21 protein-coding genes are annotated in these 23,648 nt (G+C 67.0%); 9 read left to right on the top strand and 12 right to left on the bottom strand.

Annotation, left to right across the window (positions count from 1 at the left end):
- The 3 genes from BMX43_RS07995 to BMX43_RS07985 are packed head-to-tail and all read right to left on the bottom strand — an operon-like array spanning position 1 to position 2,470.
- The gene (locus BMX43_RS07995; protein WP_091299823.1) at positions 1–978 is read right to left on the bottom strand and encodes a threonine ammonia-lyase; all 978 of its coding nucleotides are present in this window, start codon (positions 976–978) and stop codon (positions 1–3) included.
- Entirely contained in the window at positions 975–1,799 is an 825-nt protein-coding gene (locus BMX43_RS07990; protein WP_091299820.1) for an alpha/beta fold hydrolase, read from the bottom strand. The genes BMX43_RS07995 and BMX43_RS07990 overlap by 4 nt, the downstream gene beginning before the upstream one ends.
- Positions 1,796–2,470: a haloacid dehalogenase type II gene (locus BMX43_RS07985; RefSeq protein WP_091299817.1), complete on the bottom strand. Its 675-nt coding sequence runs from the start codon at positions 2,468–2,470 to the stop codon at positions 1,796–1,798. Before BMX43_RS07985 ends, BMX43_RS07990 begins: the two co-directional genes overlap by 4 nt.
- Before the next feature lie 137 nt (positions 2,471–2,607).
- Here BMX43_RS07985 and BMX43_RS07980 point away from each other — a divergent pair, with 137 nt between their 5' ends.
- The 3 genes from BMX43_RS07980 to BMX43_RS07970 all read left to right on the top strand — a co-directional run bounded on the left by BMX43_RS07980 (position 2,608) and on the right by BMX43_RS07970 (position 7,111).
- Positions 2,608–4,392, top strand: a complete 1,785-nt coding sequence (locus BMX43_RS07980; RefSeq protein WP_175482052.1) for an ABC transporter transmembrane domain-containing protein — start codon at positions 2,608–2,610, stop codon at positions 4,390–4,392.
- Between the two features lie 231 nt (positions 4,393–4,623).
- Positions 4,624–6,510, top strand: a complete 1,887-nt coding sequence (locus BMX43_RS07975) for an acyl-CoA synthetase (protein WP_091299812.1) — start codon at positions 4,624–4,626, stop codon at positions 6,508–6,510.
- Positions 6,511–6,577: 67 nt separating this feature from the next.
- Positions 6,578–7,111, top strand: coding sequence for a hypothetical protein (locus BMX43_RS07970; protein WP_091299809.1), 534 nt, complete (start codon positions 6,578–6,580; stop codon positions 7,109–7,111).
- 34 nt (positions 7,112–7,145) lie between these two features.
- Here BMX43_RS07970 and dtd read toward each other — a convergent pair whose 3' ends face one another.
- From dtd to BMX43_RS07925, 9 genes are all read right to left on the bottom strand, one after another.
- Positions 7,146–7,586 (bottom strand): D-aminoacyl-tRNA deacylase, encoded by a 441-nt coding sequence (gene dtd / locus BMX43_RS07965; RefSeq protein ID WP_091299806.1) that lies wholly within the window; start codon positions 7,584–7,586, stop codon positions 7,146–7,148.
- Positions 7,583–8,506: a carbohydrate kinase family protein gene (locus tag BMX43_RS07960; protein ID WP_091299802.1), complete on the bottom strand. Its 924-nt coding sequence runs from the start codon at positions 8,504–8,506 to the stop codon at positions 7,583–7,585. Before BMX43_RS07960 ends, dtd begins: the two co-directional genes overlap by 4 nt.
- A 155-nt stretch (positions 8,507–8,661) precedes the next feature.
- Positions 8,662–9,627: a phosphoribosylaminoimidazolesuccinocarboxamide synthase gene (locus BMX43_RS07955; protein ID WP_091299798.1), complete on the bottom strand. Its 966-nt coding sequence runs from the start codon at positions 9,625–9,627 to the stop codon at positions 8,662–8,664.
- A gap of 217 nt (positions 9,628–9,844) precedes the next feature.
- On the bottom strand, positions 9,845–10,942 hold the full coding sequence (locus tag BMX43_RS07950) for a TFIIB-type zinc ribbon-containing protein (protein WP_091299795.1): 1,098 nt from the start codon (positions 10,940–10,942) through the stop codon (positions 9,845–9,847).
- Positions 10,943–10,944: 2 nt separating this feature from the next.
- A complete protein-coding gene (locus BMX43_RS07945) occupies positions 10,945–12,054 on the bottom strand; it encodes an SPFH domain-containing protein (RefSeq protein WP_091299792.1) in 1,110 nt (369 codons plus the stop codon).
- 209 nt (positions 12,055–12,263) lie between these two features.
- Complete coding sequence (locus BMX43_RS07940; protein ID WP_245749414.1) at positions 12,264–13,229, bottom strand: DUF2927 domain-containing protein; 966 nt, start codon at positions 13,227–13,229, stop codon at positions 12,264–12,266.
- A gap of 11 nt (positions 13,230–13,240) precedes the next feature.
- Entirely contained in the window at positions 13,241–14,425 is a 1,185-nt protein-coding gene (locus BMX43_RS07935; protein WP_091299788.1) for a toxic anion resistance protein, read from the bottom strand.
- Between the two features lie 133 nt (positions 14,426–14,558).
- Positions 14,559–15,461, bottom strand: a complete 903-nt coding sequence (locus BMX43_RS07930) for a 5-bromo-4-chloroindolyl phosphate hydrolysis family protein (RefSeq protein ID WP_091299784.1) — start codon at positions 15,459–15,461, stop codon at positions 14,559–14,561.
- Positions 15,462–15,805: 344 nt separating this feature from the next.
- Positions 15,806–16,975, bottom strand: coding sequence for a pseudouridine synthase (locus tag BMX43_RS07925; RefSeq protein WP_245749413.1), 1,170 nt, complete (start codon positions 16,973–16,975; stop codon positions 15,806–15,808).
- Between the two features lie 146 nt (positions 16,976–17,121).
- Between BMX43_RS07925 and BMX43_RS07920 the strand changes: the two genes are divergently transcribed.
- The 6 genes from BMX43_RS07920 to rpsA all read left to right on the top strand — a co-directional run bounded on the left by BMX43_RS07920 (position 17,122) and on the right by rpsA (position 23,588).
- Complete coding sequence (locus BMX43_RS07920; RefSeq protein ID WP_091299776.1) at positions 17,122–17,559, top strand: nucleoside deaminase; 438 nt, start codon at positions 17,122–17,124, stop codon at positions 17,557–17,559.
- 48 nt (positions 17,560–17,607) lie between these two features.
- Entirely contained in the window at positions 17,608–18,321 is a 714-nt protein-coding gene (trmB, locus tag BMX43_RS07915) for a tRNA (guanine(46)-N(7))-methyltransferase TrmB (RefSeq protein WP_091300204.1), read from the top strand.
- Positions 18,322–18,399: 78 nt separating this feature from the next.
- The gene (locus BMX43_RS07910) at positions 18,400–19,446 is read left to right on the top strand and encodes an amidohydrolase family protein (RefSeq protein ID WP_091299772.1); all 1,047 of its coding nucleotides are present in this window, start codon (positions 18,400–18,402) and stop codon (positions 19,444–19,446) included.
- Between the two features lie 210 nt (positions 19,447–19,656).
- Positions 19,657–21,003, top strand: a complete 1,347-nt coding sequence (gene aroA / locus BMX43_RS07905; protein ID WP_091299768.1) for a 3-phosphoshikimate 1-carboxyvinyltransferase — start codon at positions 19,657–19,659, stop codon at positions 21,001–21,003.
- Between the two features lie 96 nt (positions 21,004–21,099).
- The gene (locus BMX43_RS07900) at positions 21,100–21,723 is read left to right on the top strand and encodes a hypothetical protein (RefSeq protein WP_091299765.1); all 624 of its coding nucleotides are present in this window, start codon (positions 21,100–21,102) and stop codon (positions 21,721–21,723) included.
- Positions 21,724–21,905: 182 nt separating this feature from the next.
- Positions 21,906–23,588, top strand: a complete 1,683-nt coding sequence (gene rpsA, locus BMX43_RS07895; protein ID WP_091299761.1) for a 30S ribosomal protein S1 — start codon at positions 21,906–21,908, stop codon at positions 23,586–23,588.
- Positions 23,589–23,648 lie beyond the last annotated feature (60 nt).

Genomic DNA, 23,648 nt, shown 5'->3' with positions numbered 1-23,648 from the left:
TCACGCTCCGAACCGATCCAGCGCCGTCCGGAATAGGTCGGCGTCGATATTGCCGCCCGAGGCGACGGCGATCACGTCATCGCCCGCGATCTGGTCGGGGCGGAACAACGCGGCGGCCAGCGCCACGGCGCCGCCCGGTTCCAGCACGATCTTCAGCCGGCTGAAGGCGAGGGCGATGGCCTGCAGCGCCTCGTCATCGCTGACCACAAGGCCGGGGCCGCAGAGCCGCTGATTGATCGGAAAGGTGATCGCGCCGGGCACCGGCGTCACGATCGCGTCGCAGATCGAGCCTGTGGCCTGCGCATTGCGCTGCACCGTGCCGCTGGCCAGACTGCGGGCGGTATCGTCAAAGCCTTCCGGCTCGCACGGGCGGGCGCGCAACCCGGGCGCGCGGCTTTCCAGCGCCAGCGCGATCCCGGCGGTCAGCCCGCCCCCGCCACAGCACACCAGCACATCGGCCTGGGTGATGCCCAGTTCCGCCGCCTGTTCGGCGATTTCCAGCCCGGTGGTGCCTTGCCCGGCGATCACCTCGGGCTCGTCATAGGGCTTGATCAGCGTCAGCCCCCGCTCTGCCGCGATGCGGGCGCCGATGGCATCGCGGTTTTCGCGCGCCCGGTCATACAGCACCACCTCGGCGCCATAGGCGCGGGTATTGGCGATCTTCAGCCGGGGCGCATCGAAGGGCATCACGATGACACAGGGCACCCCATGCCGCTGCGCCGCCAGCGCCACCCCCTGCGCATGGTTGCCCGAGGAATAGGCGATCACCCCGCGCGCGCGCACCTCGGGCGGCAGCGCCGACACCGCCGACCAGCCGCCGCGAAACTTGAAAGACCCGGTATGTTGCAGGCATTCCGCCTTCACCCAGACCCGCCGCCCGGCGATGTCGTTCAGGAAGGCCGATCCCAGCAGCGGCGTGCGCAGCGCATGACCGGCCAGCCGAAAGGCGGCGGCCTCGATCCGGGCGATGTCGGTCACGGGTGCAACTCCAGCCAGGCGTTGATGGCGGCCAGCGCCTCGGGCTCGTCAAGGAAAGGGATATGCGCGCGGTCGGGCACATCGGCGAACACCATGTCGGGGCGGCGGCGGCGCATTTCGGCAACGGTTTCCGGCGACAGCAGATCGCTGTTCGCCCCGCGGATCAGCGCCAGGGGCAGCCCGGCGCAGGCGTCGAACAGCGGCCAGGCATCGGCGGGCGGGCCTTCGAACGCTTTCAGAAACGCCTCGCGCAGCGCCGGGTCATAGGTGATGCCCAGCCCCCGGTCGGTCTGCACATAATGCTTGCGCGCCTCCTCCATCCAGCGGCTTGCGGGCACATTGGCAAAGCCCGGATTGACGCGGGGCAGCATCTCGGCCAGCGCGTCAAAGGTTTTCGCGGCGGGGTTGCGGCCCAGATAATCAAAGATCCGGTCCAGCCCGCCCCGGTCGATCACCGGGCCGACATCGTTCAGGCAGATGCCCAGCAGCCGGTCCTTCGCCACCGCCGCCAGCAGCATGGCGATCAGCCCCCCGCGCGAGGTGCCCAGCACCGCCGCCTGCGCCACCCCCAGATGATCCAGCAATTCCAGCGCATCGCGCCCCTCGACCGCAAGGGTATAGCTGTCGGCCCCGGTCCACTGGCTGGCGCCGCGCCCGCGATAATCCATGCGGATCAGCCGCAGCGGCGGCAGATGCGGCGCCAGATAGTCGAAATCCGCCATGGTGCGCGTCAGCCCCGAAAGGCACAGCAGCGGCAGGCCCGCGCCCTCGTCCTGAAAGGCGATGCGGGCGCCGTCGGAGGCGGTGAAATATTCGGTCATGCAAGATATTCCGTGACTGTGGTCAGATCGGGCGCGATATGCGCCGGACGATGGGGCAGGCGGTCCACCGGCAGGCCCGCGCGGTTCACCCAAAGCGTGCGAAAGCCGAAACTCGCCGCGCCGGAAATATCCCAGCCGTTCGACGACACGAACAGCACCTCGGAGGGGCGGGCGGCGAACCGTTCCAGCACCAGATCATAGACGATGGGCGCGGGCTTGTAGGTGGCCACATCCTCGACCGACAGCAGGGCGTCGAAACTTCCCTCCAGCCCGGCCGAGCTTACGGCGGCCTCCAGCATCTCAGGCGTGCCGTTCGACAGGATCGCGCGGGGGATGCGCTGGGCCTTCAGTTGCGCCACGGTCTGGCGCACCTCGGGATAGGGGGGCAGCACCTGATAGAGGTCCAGCAGGCGGGTGCGCAGCGCCGCCCCGGCCAGCCCCTGCGCCTCCAGCGCCCAATCCAGCGCCTCGGCGGTGACGTGGGCGAAATCGGCGTGCTGGCGCAGGATGGTGCGCAGCCAGCTGTATTCCAACTGCTTGCGGCGCCAGTCTTCGGCCAGCCGGGGCCAGACCTCGCCCAGAACGGGCCAGTCGGCCGCAGCCAGACGCGCGGCGCCGGCCACGTCGAACAGGGTGCCATAGGCATCAAAGATGACAGTGCGGATCGGCATCGCAAGTCCTCCTGCGCGCAGCCTTGCACAGCTTTCCGGCAGGTTAAACCCCCTGCGGCGCCGGGGGGCGGCCCTTCGTCGCGCTTGCCCCGCTGGGGAACAGCGCCTAAACCCGGCACGCGATACAGGAGAGCAGCATGGCCCGTGGACCCCAACCCCTGCCCGACCGGGCCACCTCGAAACGTGTGGGCGCGCTGCGCGGGCTGAAGCCGTTTCTGGCGCCTTATCGGTTGATGGTGCTGGCGGCGCTGGCGGCGCTGACGCTGACCGCGACGGTCAGCCTGATCCTGCCGATCGCCGTGCGCCGCGTGGTGGACAGTTTCAGCAGCGGCACCGCGCAATTGCTCGACCAGTATTTCGGCGCGGCGCTGATCATCGCGGCCCTGCTCGCGCTGGGCACCGGCGCGCGCTATTACCTTGTCACCCGGCTGGGCGAACGGGTGGTGGCCGACATCCGCCGCGCGCTGTTTGATCGCGTCTCGGGCCTGTCGCCTGCGTTTTTCGAAAAGGTGATGACCGGCGAGGTGATTTCGCGCCTGACCACCGACACGACGCTGATCCTGTCGGTGATCGGCTCCTCCGTCTCGGTCGCGCTGCGCAATGTGCTGATCCTGTTCGGGGGCTTGGGCTTTTTGTTCTTCACCTCGGCCAAGCTGACCGGCCTTGTGCTGCTGATCGTGCCGCTGGTCATCGTGCCGATCATCGTGCTGGGCCGCAAGCTGCGCGTGCTCAGCCGCGAGAATCAGGATTGGATCGCAGCCTCCTCCGGCGCGGCGTCCGAGGCGTTGCAGGCGGTGCAGACGGTGCAGGCCTATACCCACGAATCCCGCACCCGCGCCGCCTTTGCCGACGTGACCGAGAAATCCTATACCTCGGCGCTGACCCGCATCGGCACGCGGGCGCAGATGACGGTGATCGTGATCTTCCTTGTCTTTGCGGGCGTGGTGGGCGTGCTGTGGATCGGCGCGCGCGACGTGCGCGCGGGCGAGATGAGCGCGGGCGAGCTGGTGCAATTCGTCATCTATGCGGTGATGGTGGCCGGCTCTGTCGGCGCGCTGTCGGAAATCTGGGGCGAGTTGCAGCGCGCGGCGGGGGCCACCGAACGGCTGGTCGAACTGCTCAACACCTCCGATCCTGTCGCCGATCCGGTGGCGCCGGTGGCCCTGCCGCGCCCGGTGCGCGGCGCCATCGCGTTTGAAGGCGTGCGCTTTGCCTATCCGTCACGGCCCGGTGTCTCGGCGCTGAACGGTGTCAGCCTGACGGTGCAACCCGGCGAAACAGTGGCGCTGGTCGGCCCGTCCGGCGCGGGCAAGACCACGGTGCTGCAACTGTTGCAACGCTTCTACGACCCGCAAGAGGGCCGTATCACGCTGGACGGTATCGACCTGCGCACGATGGCGCGCCACGATTTCCGCCGCGCGCTGGCGCTGGTGCCGCAAGACCCGATGATCTTCGCCGCCTCGGCGCGTGACAATATCCGCTTTGGCCGCCCCGAGGCGACCGATGCCGAGGTGGAGGCCGCCGCCCGCGCCGCTGCCGCGCATGAGTTCATCGCGGCCCTGCCCGAAGGCTATGACAGTTTCCTCGGCGAACGCGGCGTGATGCTGTCGGGCGGCCAGAAACAGCGCATCGCCATCGCCCGCGCCATCCTGCGCGACGCGCCGGTGCTGCTGCTGGACGAGGCGACCTCGGCGCTGGATGCCGAAAGCGAACGTCTGGTGCAGGCGGCGGTGGATCATCTGGCGCAGGGCCGCACCACGCTGGTGGTGGCGCATCGCTTGGCCACGGTGAAACGCGCCGACCGGATCGTGGTGTTTGAAGATGGGCAGATCGTCGCCCAGGGCACGCATGAGGCACTGGTGGCCGAAGGCGGGCTTTACGCCCGGCTCGCCCGGCTGCAATTCACCGATGACGCCGCCTGACCCCGCTTGCGCCGCGCGCCGAAGCGTGCTGCGATAAGATCAGGGTTTCAGAGGCTTGCGCGGCCCACCCCATCCTGCGCGGCCCGCAGTGGCGGGGCGCCGTAACGTCACAGACGCACCGCGCGCTCTGACGTTGCGTTTCGGTCGGGGCCGTCGCTTGCCCGCCGGGGCGAAAGCGCGCAGGTTCGGCGCGATAACCCGGGGGGAGCCGGGGCAGGGGAGGGAAGAACGATGGGCAGCTTTGCCAATCTGGCCGATATCAAGGCCATCGAAGCGGAAATGCCGTGGGAGGCGCGCGATGTGGCGCAGACCATGCACGCCTTTCTGGGCCGCGCCGCCGCCGCCCATGGCGCGCGGCCTGCGGTGTCCTATCAACTGACCTCTGGCCCTGATGACCCGTCGGAAACGCTCAGCTGGGCCGAGTTGCACGCCCGCGTCACCCAAACGGCGAACCTGCTGCGCAGCCTTGGCATCGGCCCGCAGGATGTGGTGGCCTTCGTGCTGCCCAACTGTTCCGAAACCGTCTGGGCGCTGCTGGGCGGCATGGTGGCGGGCATCGTCAACCCGATCAACCCGCTGCTGGAAGCCGAACAGATCAGCGCCATCCTGCGCGAAACCCGCGCCAAGGTGGTGATCACCCTGCGCGCCTTCCCCAAGACCGAACTGTCGGCCAAGGTCGGCGAGGCGGTGAAATTCGCGCCCGAGGTGAAGACCGTGCTGGAGATCGATCTTCTGCGCTATCTGAAGCCGCCAAAGAAATGGATCGCGCATTTCCTGCGCCCCAAGGGCGGGCCGGTGCATACGGCCAATGTGAAAAGCTTCCATGCCGAACTGCGCAAACACCCCGCCGACCGGCTGACCTTCGCCGATCCGGCACCGGATCGCGTGGCGGCCTATTTCCATACCGGTGGCACCACGGGGATGCCCAAGGTGGCACAGCACAAGGTGTCTGGCATGGTCTATAACGGCTGGCTGGGCGCGCGGCTCTTGTTCCGCGAAGCCGATGTGGTGATCTGCCCGCTGCCGCTGTTCCATGTCTTCGCCGTCTATCCGATCCTGATGTCGATGATCGCCTCGGGCGCGCATGTGATCTTCCCCACCCCGGCGGGCTATCGCGGCGACGGCGTGTTCGACAATTTCTGGAAACTGATCGCGCGCTGGAAGGTGACCTATATGGTCACCGTGCCCACCGCCCTTGCCGCCCTGATGCAGCGCCCGGTCGATGCCGATGTCTCCACCCTGCGCGGCGCGTTTTCCGGTTCGGCCCCGCTGCCGATCGAGCTGTTCACCCGGTTTGAAAAGGCCACCGGCGTGCAGATCGTCGAAGGCTATGGCCTGACCGAATGCACCTGCCTTGTCTCCGTCAACCCGCCCGAGGGGGCGAAGAAGATCGGCTCGGTCGGCATTCCCTTCCCGCATACCCATGTCCGCATCCTGCGCACCGATGGCAATGGCGGCTTCCGTGAATGTGCGGTGGACGAGATCGGCGAGATCTGCGTCGCCAATCCCGGCGTCTTTGAAGGCTCCACCTATACCGAGGTGGACAAAAACCGCAGCCTGTTTGCCGAAGGCCGCTATCTGCGCACCGGCGATCTGGGGCGGCTGGATGCCGAGGGCTATCTGTTCATCACCGGCCGCGCCAAGGATCTGATCATCCGCGGCGGCCACAACATCGACCCGGCGGTGATCGAAGAGGCGCTGATGGGCCACGAGGCGGTCAGTTTCGTCGGCGCCATCGGCCAGCCCGATGCCCATGCGGGCGAGCTGCCCTGCGCCTATGTCGAACTGGTCAAGGGTGCCACCGTCACCGAAGCGGACCTGATGGATTACGCCCGCGCCCATATCCACGAACGCGCGGCCGTGCCCAAACATATCGAGATCCTGCCCGAATTGCCGAAAACCGCCGTCGGCAAGGTGTTCAAGCCCGATCTGCGCCGCCGCGCCATTGCCCGGGTGCTGAACGCCGCTTTGGCCGATTCCGGCTGCCGCGCCCGCGTGGTCGAGGTGGTGGAGGACAAGAAACGCGGTCTGGTCGCCCGCCTCGCCCCGAAAGCGGAGGAGGCTGCCGTTCAATCCGTGCTGGGAAGCTTCACCACCGCCTGGGAATGGCAGTCCTGACGCTTTGATCTTGCGTCATTCTCCGGCTCACGAAAAACTGATGTTCTGAGTCGTTAGGAGAATTTTGATGGCAGGGCGCATTCTTGCAGGTGCATTGCTGGGGGCGGGGCTGATGGCTGCGGGCACGGCGGGGGCAGATCCCCAGTCGGAGCGGCTGTTCACGCACAAGAACTGGATGGTCGAAATCGTCGGTTTCGACGATGGCAGTTTTTCCTGTGTGGCGCAGGTGTCCGACGGGGATGACAACTTCTCGGTCTGGGCCGATCCGTGGAACCCGGTGCGGCTGCAATTCTATTCCAGCTCGTGGGATTTCAGCGATGGCGGCAGCGCCGATCTGGGTGTGCAGATCGACCGCCGCTCGCCCTGGTCGCTGACCGATGCCGAACTGTTCAAGAACTCGGTGCTGTTCAACCTGCCCGAGGGGGATTCTTCCAGCCGCTTCCTGATGGAGGTGGTGAATGGCAATACCCTGCACCTGAAGAACGATTCCGGCAGCCATGTGCAAAGCTATTCGCTGGCCGGATCGTCCGCCTCTATTCAGGCGCTGATCGCCTGCGTCGATGCGCTGGGCGACGATACGGACGACAACCCGTTCAACTGACGGGTGGTGCGGCGGGTGCCGCCCCACGCGCACGTCACGCGGCGGTGTCCATCCAGATGGTCACCGGCCCGTCATTTACCAACTCCACCGCCATATCGGCTCCAAAGATGCCATTGGCGGTGGGCAACCCTTCGGCCTGCAGCCGCGCGGTGAAATATTCATACAGCCGCTTGCCCGCGTCCGGGGCGGCGGCGGTGGAAAAGCCGGGCCGGTTGCCGCGCAGATCGGCGGCCAGTGTGAACTGGCTGACGATCAGACAGGCGCCGCCGATATCCTTGACCGAGCGGTTCATCTTGCCCGCCTCGTCCCTGAAAATCCGCAGCTTGGCGATCTTGGCAGCCAGTTGCTCTGCCTGAGCCTCGCCATCGCCCTGCATGGCGCAGACCAGAATCATCAGCCCCGCGCCAATCTCGCCCGTCACCGCGCCCTCAACCGTCACCTTCGCGCGGGAAACCCGCTGCACCACGGCCCTCAAAGCTCGTCTCTCCATGGCGGGTTGGCCCCGGCGCGGCTGACCGTGATCGCCGCCGCGCGCGTGCCAAGGCTCAGCGCCGCATCCAGCACCGCATCGGGCAAAGCCGCCAGCGCGGCCTTGGTCAGCGCCCCCGCCTCATCCAGCGCCGCCAGCACGCCGGCGTTGAACGTATCGCCCGCGCCGACCGTATCGGCAACCGTCACCGGCGTGGCGGCGACAAAGCGGTTTTGCGTCGCAGTCACCGCCCGCGCGCCCGCCGCACCCTCGGTGATGAACACCACCTTCGGCCCCAGCGCCAGCACCTCGCGCGCCAGCGCCGACACGTCGCCTTCGCCCATCAACCAGTGCAGATCCTCGTCCGACAGTTTCACGATATCGGCCCGTCTGATCATCCGGTCGATCCGCGCCCGATACACCTCCTCTTTCCCGGCGATGAAGCCGGGGCGAATATTGGGGTCGATCATCGTCACGCGGGCCGGGGCCTCGCGCGCCTGCAACGCCTCATAGGTGCTGGCCGCCGGATCATTGACCAGCGAGATGCCACCAAAGAACAGCGCATTCACCTCGGGCGGCAGCGCGGGCAGATCGGCCTCGGCCAGCATCCGCCCCGCCGTGCCCTCGTCATAAAAGGCGTAGGTCGCCTGCCCGTTGACCAGCTTCACGAAGGCCACCGTCGTCGGCCGGTCAGACCGCGCCGCGAACCCTGTATCGACCTTCGAGGCTTCCAGCGTCTCCACCAGAATCTGCCCCAGCATGTCGGTCGAAAGCCCCGAGAAGAACCCCGATGCCGCGCCCAGCCGCCCCAGCGCGATGGCGGTGTTGAACACCGCCCCGCCCGCATAGGGCGCAAAAGCCGCTTCGCCCAGCGTGCTTTCCCGCGGCAGCATGTCGATCAGCGCCTCGCCACAGCTCAGAATCATGGCACTCCTCCCCGATGTTTTCCGGCTTATACCCGAAACTGCAATGTTAGCGCAAACATTTGCGATCCCCCTTCATCCTGGCCCAAATACTCTCGGGGGGCGCGCCCAAAGGGCGCCGGGGGGCAGACAGCCCCCCGTCTTGCCCCGCCGCAGGCTCAGGCGGTGAAATAAGGCGCCAGATTGCCGCGCACCCGCTCCAGCACCGTGGCGCCTGACAGATCGGGCACAAAGCGCGTGCCAGTGATCGCCTCATAGGCCTGAATATACACCTGCGACGTGGCCTCGATCATCTCGGCCGGGATTTCGGGAATGTCATCCACATAGGGATCGCAGCGCGCCGCCACCCAGGACCGGATCACATCCTTGTCGAACGAGGGCGGCCGCGTGCCATCGCGCAGCGCCGCGTCATAGCCATCCGCCAGCCAGTAGCGCGAGGAATCCGGCGTGTGGATCTCGTCGGCCAGCAGGATATTGCCCGCGGCATCCACGCCGAACTCGTATTTCGTATCCACCAGAATCAGCCCGCGCTCTGCCGCCATGGTCTGCCCGCGCGCGAACAGCGCCAGCGCCTTGGCGGAAACCTCGTCCCACTGCGCCTGCGTCAGCAAGCCCTGCGCCACGATCTCCGCCGCCGTCAGCGGCTCGTCATGGCCCCCGTCGAACGCCTTGGACGTGGGGGTGATGATCGCCTGCGGCAGCGCCGCGTTGTCGCGCAGCCCGTCGGGCAGCGTATGCCCATACATCTGCCGCTGCCCCTTCTTGTACAGCGTCAGGATCGAGGTGCCGGTGGTCCCCGCCAGATAACCGCGCACCACGATCTCCACCGGCAGGATGGTCAGATGCTGGCCGATCACCACATTCGGGTCGGGATAGGCGATCACATGGTTGGGGCAGATATCCGCCGTGCGGTCGAACCAGAACCGCGCCACCTGTGTCAGCACCTGCCCCTTGAACGGGATCGCCGCAAGAATGCGGTCAAAGGCGCTGATCCGGTCCGAGGAAATCAGGATGCGCCGCCCCTCGGGAAATTCCGCCGTGGCGGGCAGATCATAGCAATCGCGCACCTTGCCGAAATAGGGGCTCGGCAGTTCCGGGATTCGGGCTTCGGTCAGGACGCGCATCTGGGTCTCCGGCTTGGGGATGACCGCCTCTTCGCGCAGGGGCGGGGCGGAGTCAATGCGGCGGCTGTGGCAGGGGGGCTGTCTGCCCCCCACGGGGCCTGCGGCCCCTCCCCCCGAGGGTATTTTGACAAAGAAGAAGCCGCAACGGCCCTGTCTTCTTCTTTGTAAAAATACCCCGGGGGTGCCCGCAGGGCGGGGGCGGAGCCCCCTCTGGCCGTTAGCCCAGCTTGCCGCTTTGCTTCAGATAGGCCAGCCCCCCCGCCACCAGCGCCGCAAGCAGCACCGCAAAGGCGATCTTCCAGGCACTGTAGGGCCGTTCGCCCTGCACCTTGCCGGTCTGGCCATTCACCACGAAGCGATAGGTCTTCGCGTTGTATTTATAGGCCGCCATCCAGACCGGCAGCAGAACGTGCTTGAAGGTTTCTGCCGAATATTCGGTGTCGATGCTGGTGACGCGCTGTTCATCGCCGCCAATGTCGCGGCGCACGTCCTGATCGATCACCTGCGCCATCACCTCCTGCGCCCGCGCCCAGCCTTCCTCCAGCCCGATCGTATAGCCCTCGGCGGTGAACCCGGCGAGGAAATCGGCGCGGTAAGGGGTAAGCTGGCCCAGATCCCACGGCGCCAGTGCATCGGTATAGCGGCGCGGCAAGGACTGGCTGGCCAGCACCAGCACATCGTCGAACAGCCGCTTCACCCAGCCGCGCGCCGGATACCAGCGCACCTTCAGCTCTTGCTGCTGCTGGCGCTTGCCATCCACGATCACCGTGCGGGTTTCATAATAATGCTCGCCGCGCTGGCCGGTATACTGGCTGCGGGTGGCGGCGTCGAAGGTCCAGTAGGGGACATAGATCCCGCTCATCGCCCGGCCCTTGCGGGCATATTCCACCAAGCCGTTCGGCGCGAACCACAGCCCGCCCAGCCAGTCGGTCATCGCCGCCCGCGCCGTGCGTTCATCCAGCGCGAAAGGGATCAGCGCCTGTGGCTTGATCTGCCGATTGGTGCCGGTGCCGATCACCACCGGGGTGGCGCAGAACGGGCATTCCTTCGCATGTTCCGCGCCCTGAAACTCCACCAGCGCCCCGCAAGAGGGGCAGGGCGTGGTGCGCACCTCCTCCATCGCGCCGGGGGGCAGGGCATGGCGCAGCGCCTTGTGCAGATCCAGTTCGCCCATGGTCAGGGTCTTGCCCGCCGGGGCGGCGGGGATCTGCTGCACATGGCCGCAATGATCGCAGCGCAGCGATGTCTCCCCCGGCGTGAAGCGCAGGTCGGCCCCGCACGCCTCGCAGGGGAAATGCCGTTGGGTCTCGGTCAAGATCAGGCTCCGGGCGGCGGCGGGGGCGGCGGGACCATGGCGAACAGCCGCGCCAGCGCGGTGTCGCCGGCAGGCTTCCAGCCGTCCTGCCCGGCAGTCCACACCAGACTGGCGCGGCTCAGCGCACCGCTGGCGGCCATGGCTTGCAGATCGGATTCAGAGAAAGGCCCCTTGGTGGCGCCGTTTTCCGCCAGATGCCAGGACGGTGCCGCAGGCGGTGGGGGCGGGGGCGCGGCAGGGGCTGCTGCGGCAGGCGCGGCGCCCCAGGGGCCGGGTTGCATCTGCTGCGCCATGCCAAGCCCCATGGCTGCGCCCATGCCGGCGCCCATCGCCCCGCCCATGGCGCCGCCCGGTGCGCTCATCGCCTCGGCCGTGTTGAATTGCATGTATTTGTGCAGATCGCCCGCGATGCCGACCGAGGTGCGCTTGTCGAGCACCTTTTCCACCTCTTCCGGCAGGCTGATGTTTTCAATGTAGAATTCCGGCAGGCTCAGCCCGTATTCGGTGATCTTCGGCGCGATGGCGGTGGCGATCAGCTTGGCCAGATCGGCGGTATTCGCCGCCATGTCCAGCACCGGAATGCCGGACGAGGCCAGCACCCGGCTCATTTCCTGCACGATCACATTGCGGATCTGGAAACTGATCTCGTCGGCGGTGAACTCGCCATCCGTGCCGACGATTTCCTTCAGGAACACGCCGGGATCAGAGACGCGCATCGAATACGACCCGAAGGCGCGCAGCCGCACCGGGCCGAATTCGGGGTCACGGCAGATGATCGGGTTCTTGGTGCCCCATTTCAGATCGTTGAAGCGGGTGGTCGATACGAAATAGATCTCGGACTTGAAGGGCGAGTTGAAGCCGTGATCCCAGTGCTGCAGCGTGGTCAGGATCGGCATGTTGTTGGTTTCAAGCATGTAAAGCCCGGGGCCGAACACATCGGCCAATTGCCCCTCATGCACGAACACCGCCGCCTGACCTTCGCGCACCGTCAGCTTGGCGCCATATTTGATCGCCTGCCCGCGCCGTTCAAACCGCCAGACCATCGTGTCGCGCGTGTCATCCAGCCAGGAGATGACATCAATGAATTCGCCCTTCAGGAAATCGAACACCATGGCGTGGACCTTTCACCTTGCGAAACCGGCGCCCCTCTGGGCGCGGGCGGGGGTTGCCCCGTTTGCCGATACCATAGCCGAGCCGCGCGGGGTTTGAAGCCCCTTCGCGCGGGGCTGCGTCAGCTTGGCGTTTTTTCCCCCCTCCGGCGTGGTGCGGGATGGGGCGTGCGGACGCTCCGCGGGGAGTATTTTTGCCAGGATGAAAGGGATCAGCTTGCACCGCCCAGCATCCGTGCGGCGATCTGGCGCACCACGGGGCGGGCTTCGGTGGCGGTCATGCCGGGGTGCAGCGCCGGGTCGTAAAGAATACGCAGCATCATTTCGTCCTGCCGCGTCAGCAGCGCGAATTCTTCATCATCGTTGAAGATCGAGGGGCGGGCCAGCGGGCTGTCATTGGCAAGGCCAAGCCCCTGGGCAATTTCTTCGTGCATGCAGGACAGGCGCAGCAGGTCGGGATGTTCGGCGCGGATCACCGCAAAGGCCCGGGCATAGGTCGAGGCGCTGCCTTCCGACAGCGCATAGACGATGCAATAGGTCGATCGCGGCAGGTCGGTCAGACCGGCCACTTCGGCCGAACTCAGTTCGGGCAGGGTGGCGCGGATCACCGGGCCAAGCGCGCGGCGTTCATCCTCGTTCACCACCTGCACGAAGAAGTTGGGGTTGCGGTCATCCAGCATGATCGGGTGGCCGGTGATCTGGCTGAGCCGCGTAAGGTAGGAGCTGATGCGCGCGCGATCCGTGGCGCGCCGGTCGGCGGAAACCGAGGCACCGAAGTTCAGCGACACGCGCACAGGCGCCTCCCAGCGGCGCAGGCGGCTTTGGGTTTCCTGCGCCACCAGACCACCGCCGGTGCGACGGTATTCGTCGAACAGCGCCACGCGGATGAAGTTTTCCGTCAGCATCGTGTCGGTGAACGGCGTATCTGTCCCGCCCCCGTCCGAACGCAGCAGGCCCTGATCCAGCAGATCGGCCTGCACCCGCGCATAATAGGCGGCCAGCGCCTGACTTTCGGCCGAGGGCTGCACCGGCGCCGGGGCGGGTTGCGCCGCCGCCGGGCGCGGCACCGGGCGCGGCGAGACCGCAAGCTGCGGCGCAGCACAGCCGCCCAGCAGGGCAGTGACAAGCGCCGCTGTGGCAGCGATGCGGGCCGGGGTCTGGCGCTTGTCAGGTGTCACGCTGTCCTCCGTCAGACGGCGGTGCCGGTTGTGGTGCCCACGCCGTCGCGGCGGGCTTTGGCCGAGGCCAGCGTATCGCGCAGCTCGGCCTCCATCTTGGTCAGATCCGCCTCGGCGGCGGCGCGCTTCGCCTTGCCGGCATCGGCGATGGCAAGGCTTTCGTTGATCGTGGCGATCAGCGTCGCATTGGCCTGTTTCACTGCTTCGATGTCGAACACGCCGCGCTCCATTTCCGTGCGCACGACGCGGTTGGTTTCCTGCAGGTTCTTCGCGTTCGCGGTCAGCAATTCATTCGTCAGGTCATTGGCGGCCTTGATGGATTGCGCCGCCTCGCGCGACCGCTGGATGGTGACGGCCTGCGCCAGCTGGGTTTCCCACAGCGGCACGGTGTTCACCAGCGTCGAGTTGATCTTGGTCACCAGCGACTTGTCGTTTTCCTGCACCAGCCGGATCGAGGGCAGCGACTGCATGGTCACCTGCCGCGTCAGTTTCAGGTCATGCACCCGGCGTTCCAGATCGTCGCGTGCGGCGCGCAGGTCGCGCAACTCCTGCGCGCGGATCACCTGATCGTTTTCCGGGGCGGCGGCAACGGCGGCCTCGCGCGCCGGAATGTCGATGGCATCCAGTTCCGCCAGCTTTGCCTCGCCCGCTGCGATATACAGCGCCAGCTGGTCATAGAAATCCAGCGTCTTGGAATACAGCATGTCGAGGCTTTTGATATCCTTCAACAGCTTGTGTTCATGCTGCAGCAGGGTTTCGGTGATGCGGTCGATCTGGCCCTGCACCTCTTCGTATTTCGACACGAATTTGGCGAAGGGCGCGGCACGGCCCAGCAGCTTTTCCCACCAGCTCCGCTCGCGCCGCACATCCAGTTCCGACACCGAAAAGCCCCGGATCGTCGCCACCATGTTGCGCAGCCCGTCACCTGCCGGGCCGACATCCTTGTTCTTTACATCTTCCAGCATCTGCTGGCTGATCACCTGCAATTCCTGCTGCGCCGCAGACCCGAACGAGATGATCGACTGGGTATTGCCCATGTCCAGCTCGGCCATGCGCTTGCGGATCGCCTCGGCCTGTGGCGCGGGGGCGGCGGCCAGCGTGACCTGCGCCGCATTGGCTTCGGGCAGGATGGTTGCGGTGATCTTTTCGGCTTCCGCAAGGGCGGCTACGGCTTGGCTGCGAACGGTGTCAGTCATGGTCTGGCCTCACTCTGGACGTGTCACAAGATGCGCCCCGAACCCGGAAAAGCTGTGCAGGTGCAGCAGGTTTCCTCTATAGGCCGGGGCAGGGGCATTCTCAATCGGCTTGGCAGGTCGCGGGTGCCTCTGCCTAGGCTTTGGGCGTTTCATAGTGCAGCCGCTCGCGCAGCACCTGAATTTCAACATCCAGATCGCCGGAATCCTGCACCAGCAGCGCCTGGGTGCGCCCGGCAAAGGTGGTTTCAAGGTCCGACAGCAGGCTTTCATACTCGGCCCGCGCCTTGGCGTCGCGGCTTTGGGCGTAATAGTCGGCAAATTTGACAGTCGCATCACGGGCGCCCATCAGATAGACGCCCAGATACTTGCGGGCCGCCGTCAGATCGCGCGGATCGGCCTCGACCGATCGGAACAATTGCCGCGCCGCCACCGCGAAACGTTCCACCCGCGCGTCAAGCGCGCGGTCACGGGCGCGCAGGATCGCATCCTTCATCGCGGCCAGATAGGCCTCGCCCTCGTCCACCGCGCGGGCGACGCGCTCGGTCTGGAAGGTGTCGATGCCTTCGGCGCCCTTGTCGGTCAGCGGGTCGGGGCCGAAACTGGCCAGATGCAGCCCCAGCCCCAGCAGCCCGAACAGGGCCGAGGTCAGCGGGTTGCCGGTGCTCATCAGCCCACCTGCGAACAGCCCGATCCCCATCAGCAGCGACCCGGCGATCTTGCGCGGAAAGGCCGGGCGTTTCGCCACCCGGCGCAGATCATAGGCCTCTTGCGCGCGGATCCCTTCGCGCGTCAGCCAGGCGGCGCCCAGCATCAGCCCCAGCGCAGCCAGCCCCAAGGTCATGCCCGCAGGTTCCTGCCGGAAAGCCTGCACGCCAAACACCAGTGGCACCAGAAACAGCAGGTTCGACCGCGCCCCCGCCTTGGCCGGGCGCTTGCCATCGAACAGGTTGGGCGGGCCACCCGGCGCAGGTGCGGGGCCATGATCCTGCTGCACCGAGCCGTCGGGAGAGTATTTGCCACCAAAGCGCTGCGCCATCACGCGCCCCCTTGCAGGGCAACATAAAGGATCAGTGCCAGCAACAGCACGAAACTGAGCGTCTGAAGGCGAGAGCCGGTCATGAAGCCTCCGGGCCGAACGGGCGCAGGTCGCGCCCTTCAACTATAGGCAGTGGGGGCGCATCTTGCCAGAGGTGGATGAGGCGGAAATATCGCGCAAATTTCCCCCCACCGGCAAAGCCCGGCCCCCCTCACCCAACCCTCTCCCCCGGGGGGAGAGGGCTTGCCCCGCGCGGGATCGGCGCGCAAACATCGGTCATCCCGCGCCACATACCCTCTCCCCTCGGGGGAGAGGGCAGGGTGAGGGGGCGCAACGATCCGGCGTCAGCCCTTGCGCGGGCGGCCCGAAGGCGCAGGCCCCTTGCCGCGCGGCCCGCCCGAGGCAGGCCGGGGGCCTTTCGCCGCAGGGGCGCCCGCGCCCTTGCGCGGCACGGCGTCGAGATAGGTCTTTGCCGATCCGGCCAGCGCGGCGCCGGCCCGGGCCGCCCCCGCCTTTGCGGGCCGCGCACGAGCGGGCCCAGCCCCCTCCGCCTCGCCCGCAGGTTTCGCGCCACGCCGCACGGCGCCGATGCCCGCCCGGGCTGGACGCGCCGCGCCCTCGTCTGCCACAGGTTTCGCCACCCGGCGCGGCCCGGCTGCCGCCCCACGCGGGGCCTCGGCCCCGGCGCCACCCCCGCCGCGCGGCCCGCGGGTGCGGCCCGGCTTGGCACCGGCCTTGCGCGGCTCGGGCGCCTCGTCCCCATCCGGGTCGAAGCCCAGTTGATCGCGCAGCACCCGGCCCTTCACCTCCTGCACCTCACCCTCGGCCAGATCGCCCAGCCGGAACGGGCCATAGGACACCCGGATCAGCCGGTTCACCACCAGCCCGATCGCCGCGATCGCCCGGCGGATCTCGCGGTTGCGCCCTTCGCGCAGGCCCACGGTCAGCCAGGCGTTCGAGCCCTGCACCCGGTCCAGGATCACGATCATCGGCTGGAAGCGTTCGCCGTCCACCTCGATCCCCTTGCGCAGCGGCTCCAGATCGACATCGGTCGGGTTGCCATGGATGCGCACGCGGTATTTGCGCAACCAGCCGGTCGAAGGCAGTTCCAGCTGCCGCTTCAGCCCGCCGTCATTGGTCAGCAGCAGCAACCCTTCGGAATTGAGGTCCAGCCGCCCGATGCTCATCACCCGCGGCAGATCCTCGGGCAGATGGTCGAACACCGTATCGCGGCCCTTCTCGTCGCTGGCCGATGTCACCAGCCCCTCGGGCTTGTAATACAGCCACAGCCGTGCCGGTTCCTTTTCGGCCAGCGGCTTGCCGTTGATGGTGATCCGGTCCTGCGGGGTCACATTCAGCGCGGGCGAGGAGATCACCTTGCCATTCACCGAAACCTCGCCCAGTTCGATCATCCGCTCCGCCTCGCGGCGCGAGGCAACGCCGGCGCGCGACAGCACCTTGGCGATGCGCTCTCCCTCCGGGGTGGCGGCTTTCGGCTTGGCTTGTTCTGTCATGGGTTGTCCGGCATGTATGAGGGGGCCACAGAGCGGCGTTGGGGGCGGTGTGGGGGTGGCAGGCGCCGGGGGCTGTCTGCCCCCGGACCCCCGAGAGTATTTGAACCAGGGTGAAAGGGCAATGCGTGAGCCAATTCCGCAGCTATATGGATCTGGCTTTGGCCGAGGCACGGGCCGCGGCGGCGCGCGGCGAGGTGCCGGTGGGGGCGGTCGTGGTGGCGCCATCGGGGGCCGTGGTGGCGCAGGCGGGCAACCGCACGCGCGAGCTGTGTGATCCGTCGGCCCATGCCGAGATGCTGGCGATCCGCGCCGCCTGCGCCGCGCTGGGGCAGGAGCGGCTGGTGGGGCACGACCTGTATGTGACGCTGGAGCCTTGCCCGATGTGTGCCGCCGTGATTTCGGCAGCGCGCATCGCGCGGCTGTATTACGGGGCGGCAGACCCGAAATCGGGCGGTGTCGCGGTCGGCGCGCGGGTCTTCACCCATCCGCAATGCCATCATGTGCCCGAGGTCTATGACGGGTTGGCCGAGGCCGAGGCGGCGGCGCTGCTGCGCGATTTCTTCGCCACACGCCGCGGCGCTTGACCTTGGGCCGGGTGGCCTGTAGGGCGCGGCGCGAGCATGGAGGCCGGAATGAGTGACGCGGAACAGCCGAAACCCGAAGGGGAGCGCCGCAATTTCTATGGCCGCGTGCATGGCAAGACGCTGCGCGCCAGCCAGAAGCAATATCTGGCCGAGGATCTGGGCCGCGTCACCCTGCAAGGCGTGACGGTGCAGGACAACCCGGGCCGCGCGCGGCTGGACCCGGCGGCGCTGTTCGGCGGCCGCCCGGTCTGGCTGGAAATCGGCTTTGGCGGCGGCGAGCATCTGGTCCACATGGCCGCGCGCTACCCCGAGGTCGGGTTGATCGGCTGCGAGCCTTTCGTCAATGGCGTGGCCATGCTGCTGGGCAAGATCCGCGCCGCCGGGGCCGATAACCTGCGGATCCATCCCGGCGATGTGCGCGACCTGTTCGATGTGCTGCCCGATGCCAGCATCGCCAAGGCCTTCCTCAACTATCCCGACCCCTGGCCCAAGGCGCGCCATCACCGCCGCCGCTTCGTGACCCCCGGCTACCTGTCGGCGCTGGCCCGCGTGCTGCAACCCGGCGCCGAATTTCGCGTGGCGACCGACATTCCCGATTACGTCCGCCAGACGCTGGAAGAGGTGCCCCCGGCGGGGTTCGATCTGATCGCGCAGACCGGCGCAGGGGCGGCATGGGAAGACTGGCTCTCTACCCGCTATGAACAAAAGGCCCTGCGCGAAGGCCGCGATCCCCATTACCTGACCTTCCGCCGTCAAGGCTGAAGACCCCAGCGCGCGCTGCATTAGCCCCGCCTTGGGGCGCCCCCGGCAGTCTGGCCGCCTCAGCCAGTCGAGGGGCCTATGTCGCGCATCCGCATCACCAATTGCCACACCCATACCTTCACCGACGCGCATATCCCGGCGCGCTATCCCCATCCGCTGCTGACCCCGTTCAAGCGCTTGCCCGGCCTCGTGCGTGGGCTGGGCCTTGCGGCGCGCGTGATCGGCCATGAACAGGCCGCTGCCAGCCTGCGGCGCCTGCACCGCTTTCAATGCGAGGCGCGCGCCACGTCTCAGGCCGAAATCTTCGCCCGGCTTGTGGCGCAATACCCGCGCGGCACCCGCTTTGTCGTGCTGCCGATGCAGATGGCGGGCCTGGGGCAAGGCGCACCCCGCGCGAGCCTTGCCGCCCAGCATGACGAATTGGCGGCGCTGGCCCGGGCCAACCCCGGCTTGGTCCTCCCCTTCGCCACCTGCGACCCCCGCCTGCCAGGGGCGGCGGACGAGGTGCGCCGCTGCATCGAAACCCTCGGCTTCCGCGGGTTGAAACTTTACCCCCGCCTCGGTTACGCCCCCGACCACCCCACCCTGATGCGCGACATCTACCCGCTGCTGAACGCCCGCCGCCTTGCCGTGGTCAGCCATTGTTCGCGCGGCGGCGTCACCGGCCCCCTGCCGCGCGCCGAGGCGGATCGCGTCTCCTCGCCCATGGCCTTCGCCCCCGTCCTGCGCGCCTTCCCGCAGATGCAGGTCAACCTCGCCCATTTTGGCGGTCAATGCGATTGGGAGAGCTATATCGCCGACGGCCTCAACCCCTATGCCCGGCAGACCGACAACTGGCTGGTCACCCTGCGCCAGATGATCGAAAGCGGCGATTTTCCCAATCTCTGGACCGATGTCTCCTATACCCTGTTCCAGTCCGAGGCCTTTTTGCCCTTCCTGCGCCTGTTTCTCTCCCACCCCAGACTGCGCGCCCGTACCCTGTTCGGATCGGATTTCTACATGACCCGGCAAGAAGACCTGTCAGAACGTGCCATGGCCGTCCGCTTGCGCGCGGGGCTTGGCGAAGACCTGTTCCGCCAGATCGCCGAAACCAACCCGGAACGCTGGCTGGGCGAGCAGCGCTGACCTTCGAGGCCCCGCAAGCGGCAGCGGCAGAATTGAGTATTTGAACCAGGGTGAAACACCTGCCCATTCATCCTGGCCCAAATACTCTCGCCGAAGGCGTCTGCCGCCCCATTCCCGCGCCACGCCCGCCGGGCCACCCGTCCTGAAAGACTGGACCGGCCCGCGCGGTTGCGCTAACCGGGGGCGCAGAATTTGCGCAGAGGAACCCCGATGTCTGGCCATGGCGAACCGCAACCGATGACCGCCCGCAAATCGGGGCCGCTGCGCGGCACCGCCGCCGTGCCGGGCGACAAGTCGATCAGCCACCGCGCGCTGATCTTCGGCGCCATGGCGGTGGGCGAGACGAAGATCACCGGCCTGCTCGAAGGGCAGGACGTGCTGGATACCGCAAAAGCCATGCGCGCCTTCGGGGCCGAGGTGACGCAGCACGCCCCCGGCGCCTGGTCGGTGCATGGCGTGGGCGTCGGCGGCTTCCGCGAACCCGCCGATGTGATCGACTGCGGCAATTCCGGCACCGGCGTGCGGCTGATCATGGGCTGCATGGCCACCACCGCGATGACCGCCACCTTCACCGGCGACGCCTCGCTGCGCAAACGCCCGATGGGCCGCGTCACCGATCCGCTTTCCCTGTTCGGCGCCCGCGCCTATGGCCGGCAAGGCGGGCGCCTGCCGATGACCGTGGTCGGCGCCGCCAATCCCGTGCCGGTGCGCTATGCGCTGCCCGTCGCCTCGGCGCAGGTGAAATCGGCGGTGCTGCTGGCCGGCCTCAACGCCCCCGGCGAAACCGTGGTGATCGAGCGCGAACCGACGCGCGACCATTCCGAACGGATGCTGCTGGGCTTCGGCGCGCAACTGCATGTCGAAAAGGGCGCCGAGGGGCATATCATCACCCTCACCGGCCAGCCCGAACTGCGCCCGCAAACCGTGGCCGTGCCGCGCGATCCGTCCTCTGCCGCCTTCCCGGTCTGCGCCGCGCTGATCGTCGAAGGCTCCGACATCCTCGTGCCCGGCGTCAGCCAGAACCTGACGCGCAACGGCCTCTACATCACCCTTGTCGAGATGGGCGCCGAGATCGACTTCCAGAACCCGCGGACCGAGGGGGGCGAGCCGGTGGCCGATCTGCGCGTGCGCTTCTCGGGCAACATGCAGGGCATCGAGGTGCCGCCCGACCGTGCGCCCAGCATGATCGACGAATACCCGATCCTCTCGGTCGTGGCCGCCTTTGCCACGGGCAAGACCGTGATGAAGGGCGTCAAGGAATTGCGCGTGAAGGAATCCGACCGCATCGACGCCATGGCGCGGGGCCTTGAGGCGTGCGGCGTGACCATCGAGGAAGATGAGGATACCCTCATCGTCCACGGCAGGGGGCCGGGCGGCATGCCGGGGGGCGCCACGGCGGCCACCCATCTGGATCACCGCATCGCCATGAGCTTTCTGGTGGCCGGCATGGCCGCGCAACAGCCGGTTTCGGTCGATGACGCCTCGCCCATCGTCACCTCCTTCCCGATCTTTGAAGGGCTGATGACCGGCCTTGGCGCCACGCTGGCGCGGGGCTGATTCCGAATTTTCGCAGAAAATTCGCCCGGAGAGCAGTCCTCCGGGCGGTTTATCTTGGCCCTTGCAGGCGCAGGGCGATCCGCCGAATGTGGCAGGATGATCCGGGCCCTTCTTCAATCTGTCACCTGCGCAGTGGCATTCGTGCTGTTCGCCCCCGGCGTGCCCTTTGCCGCGCCGCCCGAACCCGGCCTGATCGCCAGCCACACCGCCCTGCCGCGCAGCTTTCCGTTGCTGGTGCAAAGCCCCGCCGGGCAGGACGCGTTGTTGCGGCTGGTGGACCCGGACACCGGCACGCTCGTTCTGTCGGCCTATGTGCGGGGCGGCGCGTTCTTCCGGGTGCTGGTGCCGCCGGGCCGGTATGACATCCGATTGGATCTGGGCGCCACATGGCAGGATGACACCGCGCTGTTCGGCCCCGACACCCGCCATCTGGTGATCGGCCCGCTGGATTTCGCGCTGACGGACGTGGCGCGCAAACAGGGGCACCGGATCGTGCTGGGCGATCTGGCGGCAGGGGGCGGCGTTGCGGTCCGTGGTCTGTCCCTGTGCCAGCGGCGCGAGGTCGCGCGCCTGCCACATGCCGCCCCGCCGCCCGGCGTCGGCCCGGCAGATCCCGTCGCGGGCCGCCTGCCGCCGCTGGCCTCGGCAGACCCGGCACCACCCGGCCCGCCGCCGCTGCCCGCCCCCGGCAGCCTTCTGCGCGTCAGGGTCTGCGACTGATCCGCCAGCCTCTTTTGCTTGTTTTGACAGGGCAAAGGCAGTATAGGCCGCTCATCCCGAGGCAGAGTCGCGTCTCGTGCCGGTTTTCCGGCCAGCCAGCGGCATTGCCAAACGGGGTGAGCAAAGACCGGCGGAGCCAACCGCAAGGCCAGTAAAATCACGTGTAAAGGAAACTGATCTATATGTGCGCTAAAGCATCCATGGAAGAATTCGAAGCCCTTCTGAAAGAGAGCTTCGAGATTGACACCCCCGAAGAGGGTTCGGTTGTCAAAGGCCGGGTCATCGCGATCGAAGCGGGCCAGGCCATCATCGACGTCGGCTACAAGATGGAAGGCCGCGTCGATCTGAAAGAATTCGCGAATCCCGGCGAAGCCCCGAACATCAACGTGGGCGATGAAGTCGAGGTCTACCTTGACCGCGTCGAGAATGCCCGTGGCGAAGCTGTCATCAGCCGTGACAAGGCCCGCCGCGAAGAAGCTTGGGACCGTCTGGAAAAAGCCTACGCCAACGAGACCCGCGTCGATGGCGCGATCTTTGGCCGCGTCAAGGGTGGCTTCACCGTCGATCTGGGCGGCGCTGTTGCGTTCCTGCCGGGTTCGCAGGTTGACGTGCGCCCCGTGCGCGACGCCGGCCCGCTGATGGGCATCAAGCAGCCCTTCCAGATCCTGAAGATGGACCGTCGTCGCGGCAACATCGTTGTCTCGCGCCGTGCGATCCTTGAAGAATCGCGCGCCGAACAGCGTGCCGAAGTCATCTCCAACCTGACCGAAGGTCAGACCGTGGATGGCGTGGTCAAGAACATCACCGAATACGGTGCCTTCGTTGACCTCGGCGGCGTGGACGGCCTGCTGCACGTCACCGACATGGCCTGGCGCCGCGTCAACCACCCGTCGGAAATCCTGGCGATCGGTGAAACTGTCAAAGTGCAGGTCATCAAGATCAACAAGGAAACCCATCGTATCTCGCTCGGCATGAAGCAGCTTCAGTCCGATCCGTGGGATGCCGTGGAAAAAGCCTATCCGATCAACTCGGTCCACAAGGGCCGTGTCACCAACATCACCGATTACGGCGCCTTCGTGGAGCTGGAAGCCGGTGTCGAGGGTCTCGTTCACGTCTCCGAAATGTCGTGGACCAAGAAGAACGTGCACCCCGGCAAGATCGTCTCCACCTCGCAAGAGGTTGACGTCATGGTGCTGGAAATCGACAGCGCCAAGCGCCGCGTGTCCCTGGGCCTCAAGCAGACCCAGCGCAACCCGTGGGAAGTGTTTGCCGAAAACCACCCGGTTGGCACCGCCATCGAAGGCGAAGTCAAGAACATCACCGAATTCGGTCTGTTCGTGGGTCTGGAAAACGACATCGACGGCATGGTTCACCTGTCCGACCTGTCGTGGGACCAGCGCGGCGAAGACGCGATCCAGAACTACCGCAAGGGCGACACGGTCAAGGCCGCCGTCACCGAAGTGGATATCGACAAAGAGCGTATCTCGCTGTCGATCAAGGCTCTGGGCGACGACACCTTCACCGACGCGGTTGATGGCGTGAAGCGGGGCGGTGTTGTCACCTGCACCGTGACCGCGATCGAAGACGGCGGCATCGAGGTCGAATACAACGGCATGAAGGCTTTCATCCGCCGTTCGGATCTGGCCCGCGACCGTGCCGACCAGCGCCCCGAGCGTTTCCAGGTTGGCGACAAAGTCGATGCCCGCGTGACCAACGTGGATTCGAAAACCCGCCGCCTCGGCCTCTCGATCAAGGCGAAGGAAATCGCCGAAGAGAAAGAAGCCGTGGAACAGTATGGCTCGTCCGATTCGGGTGCATCGCTGGGGGATATCCTCGGCGCGGCGCTCAAGGCCGATCGTACCTGATCCTGACCCTCGGTCAGGACATGCAGGCCCCGCCGAAAGGCGGGGCCTGTGCCGTTTCTG

It is taken from the genome of Gemmobacter aquatilis (genome assembly GCF_900110025.1).
Classification (GTDB): domain Bacteria; phylum Pseudomonadota; class Alphaproteobacteria; order Rhodobacterales; family Rhodobacteraceae; genus Gemmobacter; species Gemmobacter aquatilis.
The sequence above is the reverse complement of the archived record's forward strand: the minus strand, read 5'-3'. Positions and strand labels throughout refer to the sequence as shown.

Bases quoted from the DNA above. Each gene is read 5' to 3' on its own strand.
- BMX43_RS07990 (WP_091299820.1), bottom strand. From the start codon at position 1,799: ATGACCGAATATTTCACCGCCTCCGACGGCGCCCGCATCGCCTTTCAG.
- BMX43_RS07985 (WP_091299817.1), bottom strand. From the start codon at position 2,470: ATGCCGATCCGCACTGTCATCTTTGATGCCTATGGCACCCTGTTCGAC.
- BMX43_RS07980 (WP_175482052.1), top strand. From the start codon at position 2,608: ATGGCCCGTGGACCCCAACCCCTGCCCGACCGGGCCACCTCGAAACGT.
- BMX43_RS07975 (WP_091299812.1), top strand. From the start codon at position 4,624: ATGGGCAGCTTTGCCAATCTGGCCGATATCAAGGCCATCGAAGCGGAA.
- BMX43_RS07970 (WP_091299809.1), top strand. From the start codon at position 6,578: ATGGCAGGGCGCATTCTTGCAGGTGCATTGCTGGGGGCGGGGCTGATG.
- BMX43_RS07960 (WP_091299802.1), bottom strand. From the start codon at position 8,506: ATGATTCTGAGCTGTGGCGAGGCGCTGATCGACATGCTGCCGCGGGAA.
- BMX43_RS07955 (WP_091299798.1), bottom strand. From the start codon at position 9,627: ATGCGCGTCCTGACCGAAGCCCGAATCCCGGAACTGCCGAGCCCCTAT.
- BMX43_RS07945 (WP_091299792.1), bottom strand. From the start codon at position 12,054: ATGGTGTTCGATTTCCTGAAGGGCGAATTCATTGATGTCATCTCCTGG.
- BMX43_RS07935 (WP_091299788.1), bottom strand. From the start codon at position 14,425: ATGACTGACACCGTTCGCAGCCAAGCCGTAGCCGCCCTTGCGGAAGCC.
- BMX43_RS07930 (WP_091299784.1), bottom strand. From the start codon at position 15,461: ATGGCGCAGCGCTTTGGTGGCAAATACTCTCCCGACGGCTCGGTGCAG.
- BMX43_RS07925 (WP_245749413.1), bottom strand. From the start codon at position 16,975: ATGACAGAACAAGCCAAGCCGAAAGCCGCCACCCCGGAGGGAGAGCGC.
- BMX43_RS07920 (WP_091299776.1), top strand. From the start codon at position 17,122: ATGGATCTGGCTTTGGCCGAGGCACGGGCCGCGGCGGCGCGCGGCGAG.
- trmB (WP_091300204.1), top strand. From the start codon at position 17,608: ATGAGTGACGCGGAACAGCCGAAACCCGAAGGGGAGCGCCGCAATTTC.
- BMX43_RS07910 (WP_091299772.1), top strand. From the start codon at position 18,400: ATGTCGCGCATCCGCATCACCAATTGCCACACCCATACCTTCACCGAC.
- aroA (WP_091299768.1), top strand. From the start codon at position 19,657: ATGTCTGGCCATGGCGAACCGCAACCGATGACCGCCCGCAAATCGGGG.
- BMX43_RS07900 (WP_091299765.1), top strand. From the start codon at position 21,100: ATGATCCGGGCCCTTCTTCAATCTGTCACCTGCGCAGTGGCATTCGTG.
- rpsA (WP_091299761.1), top strand. From the start codon at position 21,906: ATGTGCGCTAAAGCATCCATGGAAGAATTCGAAGCCCTTCTGAAAGAG.